This window comes from Streptomyces sp. NPDC005574 (assembly GCF_040605435.1).
Taxonomy (GTDB): domain Bacteria; phylum Actinomycetota; class Actinomycetes; order Streptomycetales; family Streptomycetaceae; genus Streptomyces.
Map to the genome: position 1 here is coordinate 1 of NZ_JBEXCW010000125.1, position 17,852 is coordinate 17,852.

13 protein-coding genes are annotated in these 17,852 nt (G+C 72.4%); 7 read left to right on the forward strand and 6 right to left on the reverse strand.

Features of this window, described 5'->3' with window-relative positions:
- Window positions 1-546 (reverse strand): hypothetical protein (locus tag ABZT03_RS38945; protein WP_356048232.1); only part of this gene is annotated, 546 nt, incomplete at its 3' end.
- Between the two features lie 294 nt (window positions 547-840).
- Between ABZT03_RS38945 and ABZT03_RS38950 the strand changes: the two genes are divergently transcribed.
- Complete coding sequence (locus ABZT03_RS38950) at window positions 841-3,693, forward strand: DEAD/DEAH box helicase (RefSeq protein WP_356048234.1); 2,853 nt, start codon at window positions 841-843, stop codon at window positions 3,691-3,693.
- Between the two features lie 403 nt (window positions 3,694-4,096).
- On the opposite strand, the gene atzF is transcribed toward ABZT03_RS38950, so the two are convergent.
- The 4 genes from atzF to ABZT03_RS38970 are packed head-to-tail and all read right to left on the reverse strand — an operon-like array spanning window position 4,097 to window position 10,714.
- Complete coding sequence (gene atzF / locus ABZT03_RS38955; RefSeq protein ID WP_356048236.1) at window positions 4,097-5,749, reverse strand: allophanate hydrolase; 1,653 nt, start codon at window positions 5,747-5,749, stop codon at window positions 4,097-4,099.
- 17 nt (window positions 5,750-5,766) lie between these two features.
- On the reverse strand, window positions 5,767-9,279 hold the full coding sequence (locus tag ABZT03_RS38960) for a 5-oxoprolinase/urea amidolyase family protein (protein ID WP_356048238.1): 3,513 nt from the start codon (window positions 9,277-9,279) through the stop codon (window positions 5,767-5,769).
- Window positions 9,276-9,893 (reverse strand): urea amidolyase associated protein UAAP2, encoded by a 618-nt coding sequence (locus tag ABZT03_RS38965; RefSeq protein WP_356048240.1) that lies wholly within the window; start codon window positions 9,891-9,893, stop codon window positions 9,276-9,278. Before ABZT03_RS38965 ends, ABZT03_RS38960 begins: the two co-directional genes overlap by 4 nt.
- Window positions 9,890-10,714 carry an urea amidolyase associated protein UAAP1 gene (locus ABZT03_RS38970; RefSeq protein WP_356048242.1) on the reverse strand — a complete coding sequence of 275 codons (825 nt, stop codon included), beginning with the start codon at window positions 10,712-10,714 and terminating at the stop codon, window positions 9,890-9,892. The genes ABZT03_RS38965 and ABZT03_RS38970 overlap by 4 nt, the downstream gene beginning before the upstream one ends.
- Window positions 10,715-10,930: 216 nt before the next feature.
- On the opposite strand from ABZT03_RS38970, the gene ABZT03_RS38975 reads away from it, so the two are divergent.
- The 6 genes from ABZT03_RS38975 (at window position 10,931) to ABZT03_RS39000 (ending at window position 16,485) form a co-directional block, all read left to right on the forward strand.
- On the forward strand, window positions 10,931-11,566 hold the full coding sequence (locus tag ABZT03_RS38975; RefSeq protein WP_356048244.1) for a TetR/AcrR family transcriptional regulator: 636 nt from the start codon (window positions 10,931-10,933) through the stop codon (window positions 11,564-11,566).
- A 339-nt stretch (window positions 11,567-11,905) separates the two neighbouring features.
- The gene (locus tag ABZT03_RS38980; RefSeq protein ID WP_356048246.1) at window positions 11,906-13,483 is read left to right on the forward strand and encodes an ATP-binding protein; all 1,578 of its coding nucleotides are present in this window, start codon (window positions 11,906-11,908) and stop codon (window positions 13,481-13,483) included.
- The gene (locus ABZT03_RS38985) at window positions 13,480-13,887 is read left to right on the forward strand and encodes a roadblock/LC7 domain-containing protein (RefSeq protein WP_356048248.1); all 408 of its coding nucleotides are present in this window, start codon (window positions 13,480-13,482) and stop codon (window positions 13,885-13,887) included. Before ABZT03_RS38980 ends, ABZT03_RS38985 begins: the two co-directional genes overlap by 4 nt.
- A complete protein-coding gene (locus tag ABZT03_RS38990) occupies window positions 13,884-14,273 on the forward strand; it encodes a DUF742 domain-containing protein (protein ID WP_356048249.1) in 390 nt (129 codons plus the stop codon). Before ABZT03_RS38985 ends, ABZT03_RS38990 begins: the two co-directional genes overlap by 4 nt.
- Window positions 14,254-14,874, forward strand: a complete 621-nt coding sequence (locus ABZT03_RS38995; RefSeq protein WP_356048251.1) for an ATP/GTP-binding protein — start codon at window positions 14,254-14,256, stop codon at window positions 14,872-14,874. Before ABZT03_RS38990 ends, ABZT03_RS38995 begins: the two co-directional genes overlap by 20 nt.
- 90 nt (window positions 14,875-14,964) lie before the next feature.
- Window positions 14,965-16,485 carry a cytochrome P450 gene (locus tag ABZT03_RS39000; protein WP_356048253.1) on the forward strand — a complete coding sequence of 507 codons (1,521 nt, stop codon included), beginning with the start codon at window positions 14,965-14,967 and terminating at the stop codon, window positions 16,483-16,485.
- On the opposite strand, the gene ABZT03_RS39005 is transcribed toward ABZT03_RS39000, so the two are convergent.
- Window positions 16,479-17,447, reverse strand: coding sequence for a pseudouridine synthase (locus ABZT03_RS39005; RefSeq protein ID WP_356048254.1), 969 nt, complete (start codon window positions 17,445-17,447; stop codon window positions 16,479-16,481). The genes ABZT03_RS39000 and ABZT03_RS39005 overlap by 7 nt on opposite strands.
- Between the last annotated feature and the right edge of the window lie 405 nt (window positions 17,448-17,852).

Consider the following 17,852-nt stretch of genomic DNA (forward strand, 5'->3'; position numbering starts at 1 on the left):
CAGACCTCTCGACCCGAACTGAAGGAGCGCCGATGGCGACAACGGAACAGCCACCATCCGACACCCCAGAGGCTGAGTGGAGTAAGGCTGATCGGTGCTCGGGGAGCCGCCCAGGGGGGTCGTCCCGCCATCTGTCCCGTCGTTGTTGATGTCCCACTCGATGTTGCCGTCGGCCGTCCAGCCACCTGTGGTGGTGCTGTGGTAAGTGGTGGTCGAGAATCCGCGGTTGCCCGACTGGTAGGCGTTGGTCGCCGCGGCGTAGTCGGCGGAGCCGGTCCTGTAGTCGGCGTCGTGCCGCTCCAGGCGGAGGTTGACCTTGAGCTTGTCCATGCCGGTGCTGAGGCCGCCACCACCGTCCGACCACCTGAACTTGACCGTGGCCTGGTAGTCGTTGCTCGAGGTCCTCGTCACACACAAGTTGACGTACACGTCGAGGTCGGCGCCGATGGTGTCGTATGTCTTGTGCTGCTCACCCGTGCACTCGGAGGCCGCCGCGGCGGAGGCGGAGAAGGGCACGGATATGAGGCCGACTGTGGCGAGTCCCATGGCGGCACTGGTGGTGGCTGTGCGTGCGATCCAACGCTTCACTGGCATCTCCCGGATTGGAAGAACGGGAAGTAGCCGAACGGATGCGGCCCGCTCCCCGGAGTCACATGATCCTCACGGGGCGCCAGCATCGAGGTCAAGATCCATTATTGGGCGGTGGCCGATTTCGTGCCGGTGATGCCGGACGGCGCGGTCGTCCGGTGCGCCGACGGTCCGGTGCGGGGCGAGGGCGCTGGGCGTGGCCGTCCGGCTGAGCTGCGGATACCTCCAGGCTCACGGAACCGGATCCGGATAATGATCGTCCTGTTGTCAGTGGCGCCCGGTACGCTCGAAAGCACGATGACAGAGGATCTCTCACCGGCCGAGCGGTACGCGGCAGCCCGTAAGCGCGCTGTCGAGCAGGCCACCTCGCTCGCGGACTTCCGCGAGATGTACGACTTCGGCCTCGACCCCTTCCAGATCGAGGCCTGCCAGGCACTCGAAGCGGGCAAGGGTGTCCTGGTGGCCGCGCCCACCGGCTCGGGCAAGACGATCGTCGGCGAGTTCGCCGTCCACCTCGCCCTCCAGCAGGGCAAGAAGTGCTTCTACACCACCCCCATCAAGGCACTGTCGAACCAGAAGTACGCCGACCTGTCCCGCCGCTACGGCGCCGACAAGGTCGGCCTGCTGACCGGCGACAACAGCGTCAACTCCGACGCACCGGTGGTCGTGATGACCACCGAGGTGCTGCGCAACATGCTGTACGCCGGCTCGCAGACCCTCCTCGGCCTGGGCTACGTGGTGATGGACGAGGTGCACTACCTCTCCGACCGCTTCCGCGGCGCCGTGTGGGAAGAGGTGATCATCCACCTGCCCGAGTCCGTCACCCTGGTCTCGCTGTCGGCGACCGTGTCCAACGCCGAGGAGTTCGGCGACTGGCTGGACACCGTCCGCGGTGACACCCAGGTGATCGTCTCCGAGCACCGGCCCGTACCGCTCTTCCAGCACGTGCTCGCCGGGCGGCGGATGTACGACCTGTTCGAGGAGGGCGAGGGCCACAGGAAGGCCGTCAACCCCGACCTCACCCGACTGGCCCGGATGGAGGCCAGCCGCCCCTCCTACCAGGACCGCAGGCGGGGCCGTGCCATGCGCGAGGCCGACCGCGAACGCGAGCGCAGACAGCGTTCCCGGGTGTGGACGCCCAGCAGGCCCGAGGTCATCGAACGCCTCGACAACGAGGACCTGCTCCCCGCCATCACGTTCATCTTCAGCCGCGCCGCCTGCGAGGCCGCCGTACAGCAGTGCCTGTTCGCCGGGCTCCGGCTCAACGACGAGGAGGCGCGGGAACAGGTGCGGGCCCTCGTCGAGGAGCGCACGGCCTCCATCCCGACGGAGGATCTCCACGTCCTCGGCTACTACGAGTGGCTGGAGGGCCTGGAGCGCGGCATCGCCGCCCACCACGCGGGCATGCTGCCCACGTTCAAGGAGGTCGTGGAGGAACTCTTCGTACGCGGCCTGGTGAAGGCCGTGTTCGCGACCGAGACCCTCGCCCTCGGCATCAACATGCCCGCGCGCTCGGTGGTGCTGGAGAAGCTCGTCAAGTGGAACGGCGAGCAGCACGCCGACATCACGCCCGGCGAGTACACGCAGCTCACCGGTCGGGCCGGCCGGCGCGGCATCGACGTCGAGGGACACGCGGTCGTGCTGTGGCAGCGCGGCAGCAGCCCCGAGCACCTCGCCGGCCTGGCCGGCACCCGCACCTATCCGCTGCGCTCCAGCTTCAAGCCGTCGTACAACATGGCGGTCAACCTGGTCGAGCAGTTCGGGCGGCACCGTTCGCGCGAACTGCTCGAGACGTCGTTCGCGCAGTTCCAGGCCGACAAGTCAGTGGTCGGGATCTCGCGTCAGGTGCAGCGCAACGAGGAAGGGCTGGAGGGCTACAAGGAGTCCATGACCTGCCACCTCGGCGACTTCGATGAGTACGCACGGCTGCGCCGCGAACTCAGCGACCGCGAGACCGAGTTGGCCCGGCAGGGTGCCGTCGAACGGCGGGCCGAGGCGGCCGTCGCGCTGGAGAAGCTCAAGCCCGGTGACATCATCCACGTGCCCACCGGCAAGTTCGCGGGCCTCGCCCTCGTGCTGGACCCGGGGCTGCCCGCCGGGCGCTCCAACGGCCACCGCGGCTTCGAACAGCACGACGGTCCGCGCCCGCTGGTGCTGACCGCCGAGCGGCAGGTCAAGCGGCTGGCCTCGATGGACTTCCCGGTGCCCGTCGAGGCACTCGACCGGATGCGGATCCCGAAGTCCTTCAACGCGCGGTCCCCGCAGTCGCGTCGGGACCTCGCCTCCGCGCTGCGCACCAAGGCCGGGCACATCCCGCCGGAGCGGGCCCGCAAGAAGCGGTCCCAGGCCGCCGACGACCGCGAGATCGCCCGGCTGCGCACGGCGATCCGGGCGCATCCGTGCCACGGGTGCAGCGACCGCGAGGACCACGCGCGGTGGGCGGAGCGGTACCACCGGCTGCTGCGGGACACCTCGCAGCTGGAGCGGCGCATCGAGGGGCGTACGAACACGATCGCCCGCACCTTCGACCGGATCGTCGCGCTGCTGACCGAACTCGACTACCTGCGCGGCGACGAGGTCACCGAGCACGGCAAGCGGCTCGCCCGGCTCTACGGCGAACTCGACCTGCTGGCCAGCGAGTGCCTGCGCGCCGGTGTCTGGGAGGGGCTCGCCCCGGCGGAACTCGCCGCGTGCGTCTCGGCGCTGGTGTTCGAGGCGAGGGTCAGCGACGACGCGACGCCGCCGAAGGTGCCCGCGGGCAAGGCGAAGGCCGCGCTCGGCGAGATGGTCCGGATCTGGGGGCGTCTCGATGCCCTGGAGGAGGACTTCCGGATCAACCAGACCGAGGGCGTCGGCCAGCGCGAGCCGGATCTCGGCTTCGCCTGGGCCGCGTACATGTGGGCGTCCGGGAAGGGCCTCGACGAGGTGCTGCGGGAGGTCGAGATGCCGGCGGGGGACTTCGTGCGGTGGTGCAAGCAGGTGATCGACGTGCTGGGGCAGATCTCGGCGGCTTCTCCTGCGGAGGGCTCTGGGGTGGGGAAGGTTGCGCGTAAGGCGGTTGACGAGTTGTTGCGGGGGGTTGTGGCGTACTCGTCCGTGGGGTGACGGGCGGGGGTGTGTGTCGGGTGCGGGTGCGTTGAGGCTTGGTGCGCCGTTCCCCGCGCCCCTGGTGGTGGGGGTGGCGGGCCGGGTTTTCGGTGCGGGTGTGTTGTGGGTTTTGCGCAGTTCCCCGCGCCCCTGTCGGCGGGTGTCGGCCGGGTGTTGGGTGCGGGTGCGTTGGGGCCTGGTGCGCTGTTCCCCGCGCCCCTGGTGGTGGGGGTGGCGGGCCGGGTTTTCGGTGCGGGTGTGTTGTGGGTTTTGCGCAGTTCCCCGCGTCCCTTGGTGGCGGGTGTCGGCCGGGTGTTGAGTGCGGGTGCGTTCGGGCTTGGTGCGCTGTTCCCCGCGCCCCTGGTGGCGAGTGCCGGCGGGGCTTGGGTGCGCTGTTCCCCGCGCCCCTTGCGTGGGCTGGTTACCGGGTCAGGTAGGCGCGCCAGGTTTTGTGGTGGGTGATGTCTTCGGCGGTGGGCAGGGCTGAGGGTTCGCAGAGGAAGCCGGGGGTGTGGGTGCCGTCGGCGAGGTGGATCCTGCCCAGGGTCATCGGGCGGGGGAGGGTGGTCAGGAGGTGGCCCAGGCCCTCCGGGGGGAGCTGCCAGATCTCCGTCTCGATCGGGGCGCCGCCCTCGCCGACGTGGGCCAGGCCGGGCTTCGGCGGGTCCGTGCGCAGGGCGTACAGGCGGTAGACGGGGGCCGTCGTGGTCGTCCGGACGAGTCGGGCGCCCAGGGACAGCAGTTGGGGGTTCAGGGGCTGGCCCGTGAGGTGGGCGCCGACCACGGCCAGACGGGTCACCGGCCGCAGGAGGGCCGCGACGCGGGCCAGCCGTTCGTCGGTGAACGCTGGGCCGACCAGCATGACGCCGAAGGGCAGCCCGTTCACCTCGCCCGCCGGGACGGCGACGGCCGCCAGGTCGAAGAGGTTCGTGGAGTTGGTGAAGCGGCCCAGCCGGGCGTTGCTGCCCAGCGGGTCGGCGGCGACCTCGGCGAGGGTGGGATGGCCCGGTGCGGTGGGCAGCAACACGGCGTCCGCGTCGCCCAGTTCGGCCATGGCCCGGGTGCGCAGTGTGGCCAGGCGGTCGTGGTCGGCGAAGAGCCGGTGGGCCGGGATGTCACGGGCGCGGGTGATGATGCCGGCGACCGTGGGGTCGAGCGACCTGTCGCCCTCGGCGATCGCCTTGTCGACAAAGCTCCCCACCGCTGTGTAGCGCTCGGCGACGAACGCGCCCTCGTACAGCATCGCGGCGGCCTCGGTGAAGGGGGCCAGGTCGAGGGTGCGGAGGTCGGCGCCGGCCGCGCCGAGGCGGGCGACGGCGGCCTCGTAGGCCTCCGCCCAGCCCTCGTCGAGTTCGCCGAGCTGCCCCAGGGCCGGGACCGCGACACGCCACGGGCCGGGGGCGCGCTGCGGGAGCGGGGGCAGGTCGCGGGCCGCGGGCGACGCCATGTACGACAGTGCCTGCTCGGCCTCCGGGAGGGTGCGGGCGAACACCGTGACGCAGTCGAGGGAGGCGCAGGCGGGCACGACCCCGGTTGTCGGGACGAGGCCGCGGGTCGGTTTGAGGCCGACGACGCCGTTGAAGGCGGCCGGGACCCGGCCCGAGCCCGCGGTGTCGGTGCCCAGCGCGAGATCCACGAGCCCCAGGGCCACCGCGACGGCGGAGCCGGAGCTGGAGCCGCCGCTGATCCTCGCCGGGTCGAAGGCGCCGCGTACCGCGCCGTGGGGTGAGCGGGTGCCGACGAGGCCCGTCGCGAACTGGTCGAGGTTGGTGGTGCCCAGCACGAGCGCGCCGGCCGCGCGGAGCCGGGCGACCGCCGGGGCGTCGGCCTCGGGTTCGTAGGCGTACGACGGGCAGCCCGCGGTGGTGGGCAGGCCGGACACGTCGATGTTGCCCTTGACGGCGAGCAGGCGTCCGGCGAGCGGGAGCCGCTCGCCGGCGGACACCCGCGCGTCGAGGGCGCGGGCCTCGGCCTCGACCTCGGCCCGTGGGCGCAGGCCGATCCAGATCTCGGGGCGGTCGACGGCGTCGATGCGGGCGTAGGCGGCGTCGACGCGGGAGAGGGTGCTCGACATGTGCTGTTCCTCGGCTTTCAGTTCGGGGCCGGGGCGAGCACGAGGAGTGCCGTGCCGGCCTCCACCTGGTCTCCCGGTTTCGCCAGGATGTCCGCGACCACGCCGGCGACCGGCGCGTGCACCCTGGACTCCATCTTCATCGCCTCCAGGGCAAGCAGCGGTTGTCCGGCCGTCACCGTGTCGCCGGGTGCGACGTTCAGCTGCCAGACCGAGGCGGCGAACTCGGCCTCGACGAGCCGGCCGCCCACGGGCACGGTGACCTCGGCCGGGGGAGGGGGCGGCGCCGCCGCCGCGTCGGCGCGCGCGAACTCGCCCGCCGCCTCCCACGCGTCGCGTTCCGCCGCGAAGGCCGTCCGCTGCCGCGACCGGAACTCCGCGATGGACGTGGCGTTCTCGGTGAGGAACGCCTCGTGTCCGGCGAGCGAGAAGGTGCCCTCCTCGATGCGGGGCACGAACCGGCCGGAGGTGATGTCGGCGCGCAGTTCGAGGAGTTCGTCCGCCTCGACCGGGTACCACCTGATCCGGTCGAAGAACCGCAGCAGCCAGGGGGAGCCGGGTTCGAACGCGCCGCGCTGCTGCCAGCCCGACCAGACCTGGGTCGTACGGCCGACGAACTGGTAGCCGCCGGGGCCCTCCATGCCGTAGACGCAGAGGTAGGCGCCGCCGATGCCGACGGAGTTCTCGGCGGTCCAGGTGCGCGCCGGGTTGTACTTGGTGGTGACCAAGCGGTGCCGCGGGTCCAGGGGGGTCGCGACCGGGGCGCCGAGGTAGACGTCGCCGAGGCCGAGGACCAGGTACTCGGCGTCGAAGACCGTGTCGTACACGTCCGCGACCGTGTCGAGGCCGTTGACGCGCCGGATGAACTCGATGTTCCAGGGGCACCAGGGCGCGTCGTCGCGGACGCCCGCCATGTAGCGGGCGATGGCCTCGCGGGTGGCCGGGTCGTCCCAGGAGAGCGGGAGGTGGACCGTGCGGGAGGGCACGACCAGCTCGTCGGTCGGCGGCAGGCCGGAGACGATCTCCCGTATGGCGCTGAGGAGTTCGTGCTGCGGCAGCCGGCGCGGGTCGGTCCGCACCTGGAGGGAGCGGATACCGGGGGTCAGGTCGGCGACCCCGTCGAGGCAGGCCTCGGTGACGGCCTCCATCAGGGCGTGGACGCGCATCCGCAGGGCCAGGTCCAGCTGCATGGGGCCGAACTCGACGAGCAGGTTGTCGTCCCCGCTGCGCCGGTAGGTGACGTCGCCGTCCCGGGCGAGGATCCCGCCGTCCACGATGGCCGGGCGCGGCGCCCCCGTCACGTCCACCGGCGCGAAGCGGACCGTGTCACCGGGGCGCAGCTGGCCGAGCTTCCAGCGCTCGCCGCTGAGCACCGTCGCGGGGCAGACGAACCCGCCGAGGGAGGGACCGTCGGGGCCCAGCAGGACCGGCATGTCACCGGTGTAGTCGACCGCGCCGACGGAGTACGGGGTGTCGTGGATGTTGGACGGGTGCAGCCCCGCCTCGCCGCCGTCCGAGCGTGCCCAGCGCGGCTTGGGGCCGACCAGGCGGACGCCGGTGCGCGCCGAGTTGAAGTGGACCTTCCAGTCGGCGGCGTAGAAGTCCTCGATGTCGTCCTCGGTGAAGAACTCCGGTGCCGCGTGCGGGCCTTCGGCGGCGGCGACCTGCCAGACGGCCCCGAAGCCGGGGCGGTCGGCGGCCGGGACCGGTGTGCCCTCGGTGACCGTTCCGCCGTGCAGGACGTCGCCGGTGCGCAGCGCCCGCCCCCCGTGACCGCCGAAGCGGCCCAGGGTGAAGGTGCTCGCGCTGCCGAGGTACGCCGGTATGTCGAGGCCGCCGGCGACCAGGAGGTAGGTGCGCAGGCCGTGTTCCGCGGGCGCGCCGATCTCCAGTACGGCGCCTGCGGGCACCGTCAGCGGCTCCCACTGGGCGGCCGGTGCGCCGTCCACGGTCACCGGGGCGGGGGCGCCCGTGACGCACACGGTCGTGGGGTGGGTGAACCGGAGGGCGGGCCCCTTGAGGGTGCATTCGAGTCCCGGCGCGCCCTCGTGGTTGCCCAGCGCCCGGTTGCCGAGCCGGAAGGACAGGTCGTCCATCGGGCCGCAGGGCGGCACGCCGACCTGCCAGTAACCGGTGCGGCCCGGCCAGTCCTGCACGGTGGTGAGGGTTCCGCCGGAGACGACCTCGACGCGGGGCGTCGGGTCGGTGACGCTCGCGAGGGTCGCGGTGGAGTGGGTGGCGGCGCGGAAGTCCCGGTGCGTGAGCGCGGCCCGCACCAGCCCCAGGTTCGTCTCGATGCCGTCGACGCGCGTGCGGGCCAGCGCCTCGTCCAGCCGCCGGAGGGCGTGCGCCCGGTCGGAGCCGTACGCGACGATCTTCGCGAGCATCGGGTCGTACGACGTCGTCACCTCGGTGCCGGTCTCCACCCAGCCGTCCACGCGGACGCCCGGCGGGAACTCCACCCGGGTCAACAGGCCCGCGCTCGGCCGGTGTTCGCGTGAGGGGTCCTCGGCGTACAGGCGGGCCTCGACGGCGTGGCCGCGGGGCCGGCCGGGCTCGCGGACGACGTCGGTCTCGCCGCGGGCAAGGCGCAGCATCCAGGCGACCAGGTCGACGCCGTAGACCTCCTCGGTGACCGGGTGCTCGACCTGGAGGCGGGTGTTGACCTCCAGGAAGTACGCCTCCTCGCGGGCCGCGTCGTACACGAACTCGACGGTGCCGGCGGAGCGGTAGCCGACCGAGGCGCACAGGTCGCGGGCGGCGTCGGCGAGTTGACCGCGGACGTGCGCGGGCAGGCCGGGCGCCGGTGCCTCCTCCAGCACCTTCTGGTTGCGGCGCTGCAGGGAGCAGTCGCGGTCGCCGAAGGTGACGACCCGGCCCTCGCCGTCGCCGAAGACCTGCACCTCGACGTGGCGGGCGTGTTCGACGAGGCGTTCAAGGAACACGCCGGCCAGGGAGAAGGAGGCGGCGGCGACGCGCTGCACCCGCTCCCAGGCGTCAGCCAGTTCGCCGGCGGAGTGGCAGGCCGACATGCCGATGCCGCCGCCACCGCCGGTCGCCTTGAGCATGACCGGGTAGCCGATCGCGCCCGCCCGTTCCAGGGCCTCGTCCAGGGACGCCAGCAGTCCGGTGCCCGGTGCCAGCGGCACTCCGGCCGCCTCGGCCGCCGCCCGCGCGGTGTGCTTGGCGCCGAACAGCTCCAGCTGCCCGGGCGTCGGGCCGACGAACACGATGCCCGCGTCCTCGCAGCGGCGCGCGAAGACCGCGTCCTCGGACAGGAAGCCGTAGCCGGGGTGGATCGCCCCGGCGCCTGTGTCCTTTGCCGCCTTCAGGACCAGGTCCGCGTCGAGGTACGACTCCTTCGCGGGCGCCGGACCGAGCCGCACCGCCTCGTCGGCGAGCCGGACGTGCGGCGCGGAGCGGTCGGGGTCGGAGTACACGGCGACCGTGCGCAGGCCCAGTTCGCGGGCCGTGCGGATGACGCGGACCGCGATCTCGCCCCGGTTGGCGACCAGCAGCGTGTCGAAGGTCATGCGGTGCCCGCCTCGGTGTCGGCCGCGGTGACGGTCATCTCCACCGCCGTCGGCTCGAAGCCGTTGCACGGGTTGTTGATCTGGGGGCAGTTGGAGACCAGGACGAGCACGTCCCGCTCGGCGCGCAGGGTCAGCTTGAGGCCCGGGGCGGAGAGACCGTCGACGATGCCGAGGGTGCCGTCCTTCTCGACCGGCACGTTCATGTACCAGTTGATGTTGGAGACGAGGTCGCGCTTGCCCAGTCCGTACTTCGCGCCCTCCGCGAGGAAGTTGTCGACGCAGGCGTGCTGCGACCAGGTGTGGTGGCCGTAGCGCAGGGTGTTGGACTCCTTGGAGCAGGCGCCACCGACGGTGTCGTGCCGGCCCACCTGGTCGGTGGTCACGGTCATCAGGGGGGTGTGCTCGTTGGACATCAGCACGCTGCCGGTGGTGAGGAAGATGCCGCCCTGCGCGTGGATCGTGTCGGGCGCGCTGTAGCGGACCGAGGTGTCGTGGGCGTCGTAGACGAGGAAGTCGACGGCCTGGTTGCCGTGCAGGTCGGTGACGGTGAGCGTCTGGCCGGCGCGGACGACGGACGACCAGGCGGCCCGGGCGGGAACGACGGACGTGCTCATGCGAGCCCCCTCGCGGCGAGAAGTTCGGCGGTGTTGAGGAAGGCGCGGCGGCCCTCCGGGGTGGCCTCCCACAGCGGGTCGCCCGGCCGGGTGGCCTCGGCGCGCCAGGCGAGCACCTCCAGCGGGGTACTGACGTAGTCCGTGCGGGGGTCGGCGGGGTGCGGCACGTTGGCGAGCAGCACGGTCACGTCCTGCTCGGCACGGAGTGTCACGCTGCCGGCGGGGCCGGCGGAGCCGGTGAAGTCGAGGGTGCCGTCGTCGCGGACCTCGACGCCCTGGAAGAAGGAGAGCGACGGCGGCAGGTCGCGGGGCTCCAGGCCGTTCTTCGCCGCCGCCAGCTTGAACAGCTCCCGGCCGGCGGGGGAGGGGGACTGCGGGCTGCCGTCGCCGTAGCGCGCGGTGTTGCGCACGAGGGTGGAGGTGCCGCACAGGGCGTCGTGCCGGCCGGAGCTGTCGGCGACCACCGAGGCGAGGACGCGGCCCTGGTCGGACAGGAGCAGCCGGTCCTCGCCGAGGTAGGCGTTCCACTGGACCTTGACGGTGTCGGCCACGTTCAGCCGTTCCCAGGGGCGGTCGGCGGCGTACAGCAGCAGGTGGGCGCAGGCGTCGCCGCGCAGGTCGGTCAGGCGCAGCTCGGTGCCGCGGGCCAGCACCCGGTGCGTGTAGTTGCCGCCCGCGACCGTCTCGGCCCACACCAGGTGGCCCGCCTCGCAGGGGGGCGCCGGCCAGTTCGCGGCCGGTACGACGGGCATGGCCTCGGTGCGCGTGCTCTGCTGGGCGCGCGCATGGGCGCGGGCTCCGTAAGTGGTCGCTGTCGCCATCGCGGGACCTCCGGCTCCGGTGCGGACCGTCCCGGCGGACGGCTCCGTTGTATTTCTGTCGCCCGACAGAAATTAGGCGGGGGCCGGGTCGCGGGCGTTGCTCTCGCGTTGCCGCCGGGTTACCGAGCGCTCACGGGGAATCGGCCCGGCACCGTCCGGGACGGTGGCGCCGGCGCTCGGAGATCACCCGCGACGCCGTGTGCGAGGATCGAACGCATGGGGACGACAGGGGAAGGACCGGGCCGTAGGGTCGGCCGGCCGCGGGCCGCGCAGCGGCCGGACAGCGGTCTGCGGCCGCGTGAGGAACTGCTCGCGGCCGCCGCCGAGTTGTTCACCACCCGCGGCTACGCGGCCACCACCACCCGGACCGTCGCCGAACGCGCGGGCATGCGGCAGGCGTCCATGTACCACTACGTCTCCGGCAAGGAGGAACTGCTCGCCGCGCTCCTGGAGTCGACGGTGACGCCCTCCCTCGCCTACGCCCGCGCACTCCTCGCGGACGACACGGCCCCGGCCGGAAACCGGCTGTGGAAGCTGTGCCGTACGGACGTCGAGCTGCTGTGCGGCGGACCGCACAACCTCGGCGGCCTCTACCTGCTGCCCGAGGTGCGGGCCGAGAAGTTCGCCGGCTTCCACGCCGTGCGCGCCGAACTCAAGGACGCCTACCGGCAGTTGCTCGCGGCCACGACCGCGGGGGGCGCGCTCGCCAAGAGCGACCTCGATCTGCGTACGGACCTCGTGTTCGGGCTGATCGAGGGGGTCATCCTGGTCCACCGCTCCGATCCCGACCGGTCCGTGTCGGTGTTCGCCGAGGCCGCCGCGGACGCGGCGCTGCGGATCGCCGGCGTCTGACCGGAACCTCCGCCGGGTCCCGCCCGGACCCCCGTCGGGCCCCCTGTCACCCGTCGCGGTGAGCGGCTTCCGTATGCCCGTACGCCGTGACACTCCGTGTACGAACGGAGGCTGAGCGTGTAAATGGGGCAGAGGGTACTCCTGTCGCGCGGGGCGATTCAGGCGCTTGCCGAATATGTCACGGCCTTGATCCGGTCGGACTAAGCTCGCCCGCAGCGCACCGAGTTGCGGTGTATTCGTGCGCTTGTTCCCCAACATACCGAAAATCCCGACTTACCCCGGACATACCCCCCACCACACACCCCCAGACTCCCAGCCGACTTGTTTCAGAGGGCCCACATGGTGAGTGTTCGACCCACTCCAGACCGCCGTGAACTCCCGTACGCACGTGTGCTGTTGCTGCCCGCCATAGCGATGGCGGCGGCCACAGGAGCCGCCGTCGCCCTGGTGGCGGAGCCGGCCCGGACGGCCGTCGGCTGGTGCGGCGCCGTCGCCACCCTGCTGGTGCTCGCCACCGCCGCGTCGGCGGTCCGGCGCGGGCGCTCCCTGCGCGACCTGAGCGCCGAGCAGACCCGTCGCACCGCGTACCTGGAGCAGCGGATCGCCGCCCACGACCAGGAGATGCTCCGCTTCGCCAAGGAGGTCGCGCCCGCCGCGCTGAACCGGATGCGCGGTGGGAATTCCCCCGGAGAGGTGATTCGCCACCTCGGTGACATCGACCCGTCCTACCGCGAACTTCCCCGGGCCCAGGTGTCGTTGCTGAAGACCGTGCTCGACATCGTCGACCGCGAGGAGTCGATGCGCGACGCCGCGCAGCGTTCCTTCGTCAACATCGCCCGCCGGGTCCAGGCCATCGTCCACCAGCAGGCCAACGAACTGCGGGAGATGGAGGAGGACCACGGCCGCAACCCCGAGGTCTTCGACGACCTGCTGCGCATCGACCACGGCACCGCGCTCATCGGCCGCCTCGCCGACTCCATCTCCGTCCTCGGCGGTGGCCGCCCCGGCCGCCAGTGGCCCGAACCCGTGCCGCTGTTCAGCGTGATGCGCGGCGCGATGTCCCGGATCCTGGAGTACCGCCGCATCGAGCTGCACTCCATCGCCAAGGTCAACATCCGCGGCACCGCCGTCGAACCCCTCATCCACGCCGCGGCCGAACTCCTCGACAACGCCACCCGCTACTCGCCGCCCCAGACCAAGGTGCACGTCACCGCGCACGAGGTGCAGACCGGTGTCGCCATCGAGATCGAGGACGCCGGCGTCAGCCTCAGCGAGGAGGCCCGCGCCCAGGTCGAGGGCATGCTGGAACGCGCCAGAACCGGCGGCGTCGAGGACCTCGGCGAGTCGCCCCGACTGGGCCTGGCCGTCGTCGGCCGGCTCTGCCAGACGTACAAGATGCAGGTCTCGCTGCGCGCTTCGGCCTACGGCGGCGTGCGCGCCGTCCTCGTGGTGCCCAGCGACATGATGACCGCCGACCACGCCCCCGGCCTCGCCCACGGCATCGGCGCCACCGCCGCCCCCAAGATCGACCTCGGCGCGCTCGAAGGACCCAAGCGCACGCCGAAGAAGCGCCGCCCCACCAGCCCCCGCATCACCGCGCCGCTCTCCATGGAGGACGACGTTCCCGAGGTCACCGAGTGGACGGCGGGCGGTCTGCCGCAGCGCCGCAGCCGGGTCAAGACCCCGCTCGCCCAGCGGCTCGCCGAGCAGGCGGCCATCGAGCGCGCCGAACGCGAGGGCCGGCCGACCATCTGGTCGACACCCGCCCCCGAACCGGCGCCGAAGGACCCCGAACCGGGCCTGTGGGTCGAGGCGTTCATGGACGGACTCAAGGGCGACCCGGACCCGACCGCATCCACCCAGCCGACACACGAGCCGGCCCGCATCGAGGCCGACGACGAGAGGGACCTCAAGTGATCCAGCAACGAGCGAACTTCGACTGGATGCTGAAGGATCTCGCCGACGGCGTCCCCGGCATCGAGATGATCGTGGTGCTCTCCGCCGACGGCCTGCGCATCGCCCGCCACGGCGGCGAACCAGACGCGGCCGACCGCGTCGCCGCGGCCTGCGCGGGCCTGCAGAGCCTGGCGGGCGCCGTGGCCCAGGAGATCCCGGACAGCGACGGCCGGATGCGCATGGTCATCATCGAGGTCAACGGGGGCTACTTCTACCTGATGGCCGCCGGCCCCAACGCCTACCTCGCGGTCCTGTCCGACGTGGTGGCCGAACCCGGCCTGATGAGCAACCGCATGCGCGACCTCGTCGTCCGGATCGGAGCCCACCTCACCAGCCCGCCCCGGCGCAACGGCCAGACCGTATGACTCCTCCGCAACGCCGGCGGCGACACCCCCGTACGGAACCGCCGCCCAAGCAGGTCGGCAAGAACCCCCAGCGGCTCTACGTGCTCACCGGCGCGGGAGACCAGGCGCAGCGCGCGGAACTGGACCTGGTCACGCTGATCGTGGCGCGCGCCGACCCCCCGCCCTCCGCGCAGCCCGAGCAGGCGGCACTCGTCCGGCTGTGCGCGACCCCCCTGTCCGTGGCCGAGATCTCGGCCTATCTCAACCTGCCGTACAGCGTGGTGACCGTCCTGCTCACCGAGCTGCTGACGGCCGAACTGGTCCAGGCGCGCGCCCCGATCGTCCGCCAGGCGCTCCCCGACCGTTCCCTCCTCGAAGCGGTGATGCATGGACTTCAAAAGCTCTGACACCATCACGGGTCCACGGACGGAGGACCATCTCCCGCACACGGCCCAGGCCGCGGTGAAGATCGTGATCGTGGGCGGCTTCGGGGTCGGCAAGACGACCATGGTCGGCTCGGTCAGTGAGATCAGGCCGCTGACCACCGAGGAGACCATGACGCAGGCCGGCGTCGGGGTCGACGACAACTACGGCTCCGACTCCAAGACGGCCACCACCGTGGCGATGGACTTCGGCCGGATCAGCATCACCGACCAGCTCGTGCTGTACCTGTTCGGCACCCCCGGCCAGGAACGCTTCTGGTTCCTGTGGAACGGCCTGTTCGAGGGCGCGCTCGGCGCGGTCGTGCTGATCGACACCCGCCGGCTCGAGGTCAGCTTCGAGGTCATGGACCGGCTGGAGGAGCGCGGTGTGCCGTTCGTGGTCGCCGTCAACACCTTCCCGGACGGGCCCCGGCACTCCGTCGAGGACCTGCGCGCGGCGCTCGACCTGAGCCCGGACATCCCCATCATCGAGTGCGACGCCCGCCGCCGTGCCTCCAGCCGGGACGTCCTGATGACCCTGATGCGCTTCCTGCACTCCCTCGCGATGACGGGCTCCCTCACCTGAGGACGCGGCCGGTCGCACCCCGCCGGACCGACCCGGCCGTGTCCCTACCCACCGACTTCACCGACCCGGATCCACTTCGGAGCGATCACTGTGACGCCTGATTCCCACTCCCTCACCGGCACGCAGGACCCCACGACCGGTCCGCCGCCCGGCTGCCCCGCCCACGGCCGCGGCCCCGGGGGGCTGCGCCGGCTGTACGGCCCGGACGCGGAGGACCTGAGCTCCCTGTACGACCAACTGCGCGAGGAACACGGCCCGGTGGCGCCCGTGCTGCTGCACGACGACGTGCCGATGTGGGTGGTCCTCGGTCATGCCGAGAACCTGCACATGGTGCGCACGCCCTCGCAGTTCTGCCGGGACAGCCGCATCTGGACGCCCCTCCTGGAGGGCATGGTCAAGCCCGACCACCCGCTCATGCCGCACATCGCCTGGGAGCCCATCTGCTCCCACTCCGAGGGCGACGAGCACCTGCGGCTGCGCGGCGCGGTCACCGGCGCCATCTCGACGATCGACCACCGCACCACCCGCCGGCACATCAACCGCTACACCCAGCGGCTGGTCAACGAGTTCTGCGAGGAGGGCACGGCCGACCTGGTCAGCCAGTTCGCCGAGCACCTGCCGATGGCCGTGCTGTGCGAGATCCTCGGCATGCCCGAGGAGTACAACGACCGCATGGTGCAGGCCGCCCGCGACATGCTCCGGGGCACCGAGACCGCCATCGCCAGCCACGCCTACGTCATGAGCGCCCTCCAGCGGCTCACCGTCCGCCGCCGCGCCCAGCCCGAGGAGGACTTCGCCAGCCACCTCGTCAACCACCCGGCGGGCCTCACCGACGACGAGGTCACCAAGCACCTGTGGGTCGTCCTCATGGCGGCCTACGAGGCCACCGCCAACCTCATCGCCAACGTGCTGCGCATGGTCCTCACCGACCCGCGTTTCCGCGCGCAGCTCAACGGCGGGCAGATGACGGTGCCCGAGGCGGTCGAGCAGTCCCTGTGGGACGAACCGCCGTTCAGCACGGTCTTCGCCTACTTCGCCAAGCAGGACACCGAACTCGGCGGCCGGCGCATCCGCAAGGGCGACGGACTGCTGTTCGGCATCGCGCCCGGCAACGTCGACCCCCGGGTGCGTCCCGACCTGGGCGCCCACATGCAGGGCAACCGCTCGCACCTCGCCTTCGGTGGCGGCCCGCACGAGTGCCCCGGCCAGGACATCGGGCGTGCCATCGCCGACACCGGCGTCGACGCCCTGCTGATGCGGCTGCCGGACGTCGAACTCGACATCGACGAGGACGAGTTGTCCTGGACGGAGTCGCTCGCCTCACGCCACCTGGTGGAGATGCCGGTCCGCTTCGAGGCGAAGCCGCCGCAGGACGTCATGCAGAAGCCCGGCCACGCCCCGGTCCCGCCCCAGCGGGCCCCGTGGCAGATCGGGACCCCGCAGCCCCGGCCCGTCCAGGTCGCGCCACCGCTGCCGGTGCCACTGCCGGACCCGGTGCCGCTGCCGGACCCGGTGCCGGTGGCGGTTCCGGCGCAGTCCGCGGCCGAGGCCGGCCCGGCCCGGCCGATGGGGGCCTGGCGGCGGTTCCTGGTGTGGTGGCGCGGCTACTGACCGGCCGACCAGCGGTCGTACGAGGCCCAGGCCCCGAGCTCCCGCCCGCTGCGGAACCGGTGCTCCACGCCCGTGACCGGATCGGTGAACTCCAGCTCCCGCGCCAGCAGTTGCAGCGGACGCCGGAAGTCACCGGCCGGCACGGGGCCGGTCACCACCGGGTACAGCGGATCGCCGAGGATCGGCACGCCGAGCGTGTTCATGTGGACGCGCAACTGGTGCGTCTGTCCCGTGGCGGGCAGCAGGCGGTAGCGGCCCAGGAGACCCAGCCCGTCCGGCAGCGGCCGGTGCTCCGCCAGTTCGACCCGGGTGACCGCGTTCGGCTCCCCGTCGATCTCGCGGGCCGCCAGCACTCCGCGCTCCTTGAGGATCCGGCTGCGTACGGTCCGGGGTAGGGCGAGCGAGGCGTCGAAGGGGGCGACGGCCTCGTACACCTTGCGCACCCCGCGCTCGCCGAACAGCGACTGGTAGGCGCCGCGTTCCTCGGGCCGCACGGTGAACAGCAGCAGTCCGGCGGTCAGCCGGTCGAGGCGGTGGGCGGCGCCCAGCGCGGGCAGGTCCAGCTCCCGGCGCAGCCGTGCGAGCGCGGTCTCGGTGACGTGGCTGCCCCGGGGGATGGTGGCCAGGAAGTGCGGCTTGTCGACGACCACGATGTGCTCGTCGCGGTGCACGACCTCCAGCGGGAACGGCACCGGCACCTCGGCGGGCAGCTCCCGGTGGAACCACACGAACATCCCTGGCTCGAACACCGCGTCGGCGGCGACCGCCCGGCCGTCCGCCCCGACGACGAGGCCCGCCGAGAACATGTGGTCGACGACCCCGGCACCCGCTCCGGAGAGCCGCTCCGCGAGGTGCTCACGCACGGTGGCCCAGTCCCCCTCCGGAGGCAGCCGCAGCCGCACCGGGTCGATCCCCTCGCGCTGAGGCAGGGGAGAGGGCGGAATCCGGGGCTTGCGTCTCATCGGGAGCAAGCGTACGAGGTGCCGGGTCCGGCCGTCGGCGTGCGCTCCGGCTCCGGCTCCGGCAGGGTGGGCGCCTTCGCCGTTCCGCGGTGCCGGCCTGGTGGAGCTGCCCCGGCCGTCCGCGGCGCCGCCCCTTTCGAACGGCCCCGTCCGGCGAGGCGCCGGCCCGGTCGCGCGGTCTCGGCGCCCGGTGAGGTGCCGCGCCGGGCTGTCGTACGGCCATCCGGTCTGCCGTACGACGGCCCGGATCACGTCGGAACGGTCGCCGCGACGCCGGCCCGCGCCCCGCCGGGGCTGGGCAGTACAGCTAGTGCCGTGACCGGAGAGGTTCACCGGCTCGCGACGCCCGGCACGGCTCCCCCAGCCTTCGGCCGGGGGTACCCCCACGCCGCGTTGTCGCATCAC

Coding starts and splice junctions, on each gene's coding strand:
- ABZT03_RS38975 (WP_356048244.1), top strand. CDS start 10,931: ATGGGGACGACAGGGGAAGGACCGGGCCGTAGGGTCGGCCGGCCGCGG.
- ABZT03_RS38965 (WP_356048240.1), bottom strand. CDS start 9,893: ATGAGCACGTCCGTCGTTCCCGCCCGGGCCGCCTGGTCGTCCGTCGTC.
- ABZT03_RS38990 (WP_356048249.1), top strand. CDS start 13,884: ATGACTCCTCCGCAACGCCGGCGGCGACACCCCCGTACGGAACCGCCG.
- ABZT03_RS38980 (WP_356048246.1), top strand. CDS start 11,906: ATGGTGAGTGTTCGACCCACTCCAGACCGCCGTGAACTCCCGTACGCA.
- atzF (WP_356048236.1), bottom strand. CDS start 5,749: ATGTCGAGCACCCTCTCCCGCGTCGACGCCGCCTACGCCCGCATCGAC.
- ABZT03_RS39005 (WP_356048254.1), bottom strand. CDS start 17,447: ATGAGACGCAAGCCCCGGATTCCGCCCTCTCCCCTGCCTCAGCGCGAG.
- ABZT03_RS38970 (WP_356048242.1), bottom strand. CDS start 10,714: ATGGCGACAGCGACCACTTACGGAGCCCGCGCCCATGCGCGCGCCCAG.
- ABZT03_RS38950 (WP_356048234.1), top strand. CDS start 841: ATGATCGTCCTGTTGTCAGTGGCGCCCGGTACGCTCGAAAGCACGATG.
- ABZT03_RS38960 (WP_356048238.1), bottom strand. CDS start 9,279: ATGACCTTCGACACGCTGCTGGTCGCCAACCGGGGCGAGATCGCGGTC.
- ABZT03_RS38995 (WP_356048251.1), top strand. CDS start 14,254: ATGGACTTCAAAAGCTCTGACACCATCACGGGTCCACGGACGGAGGAC.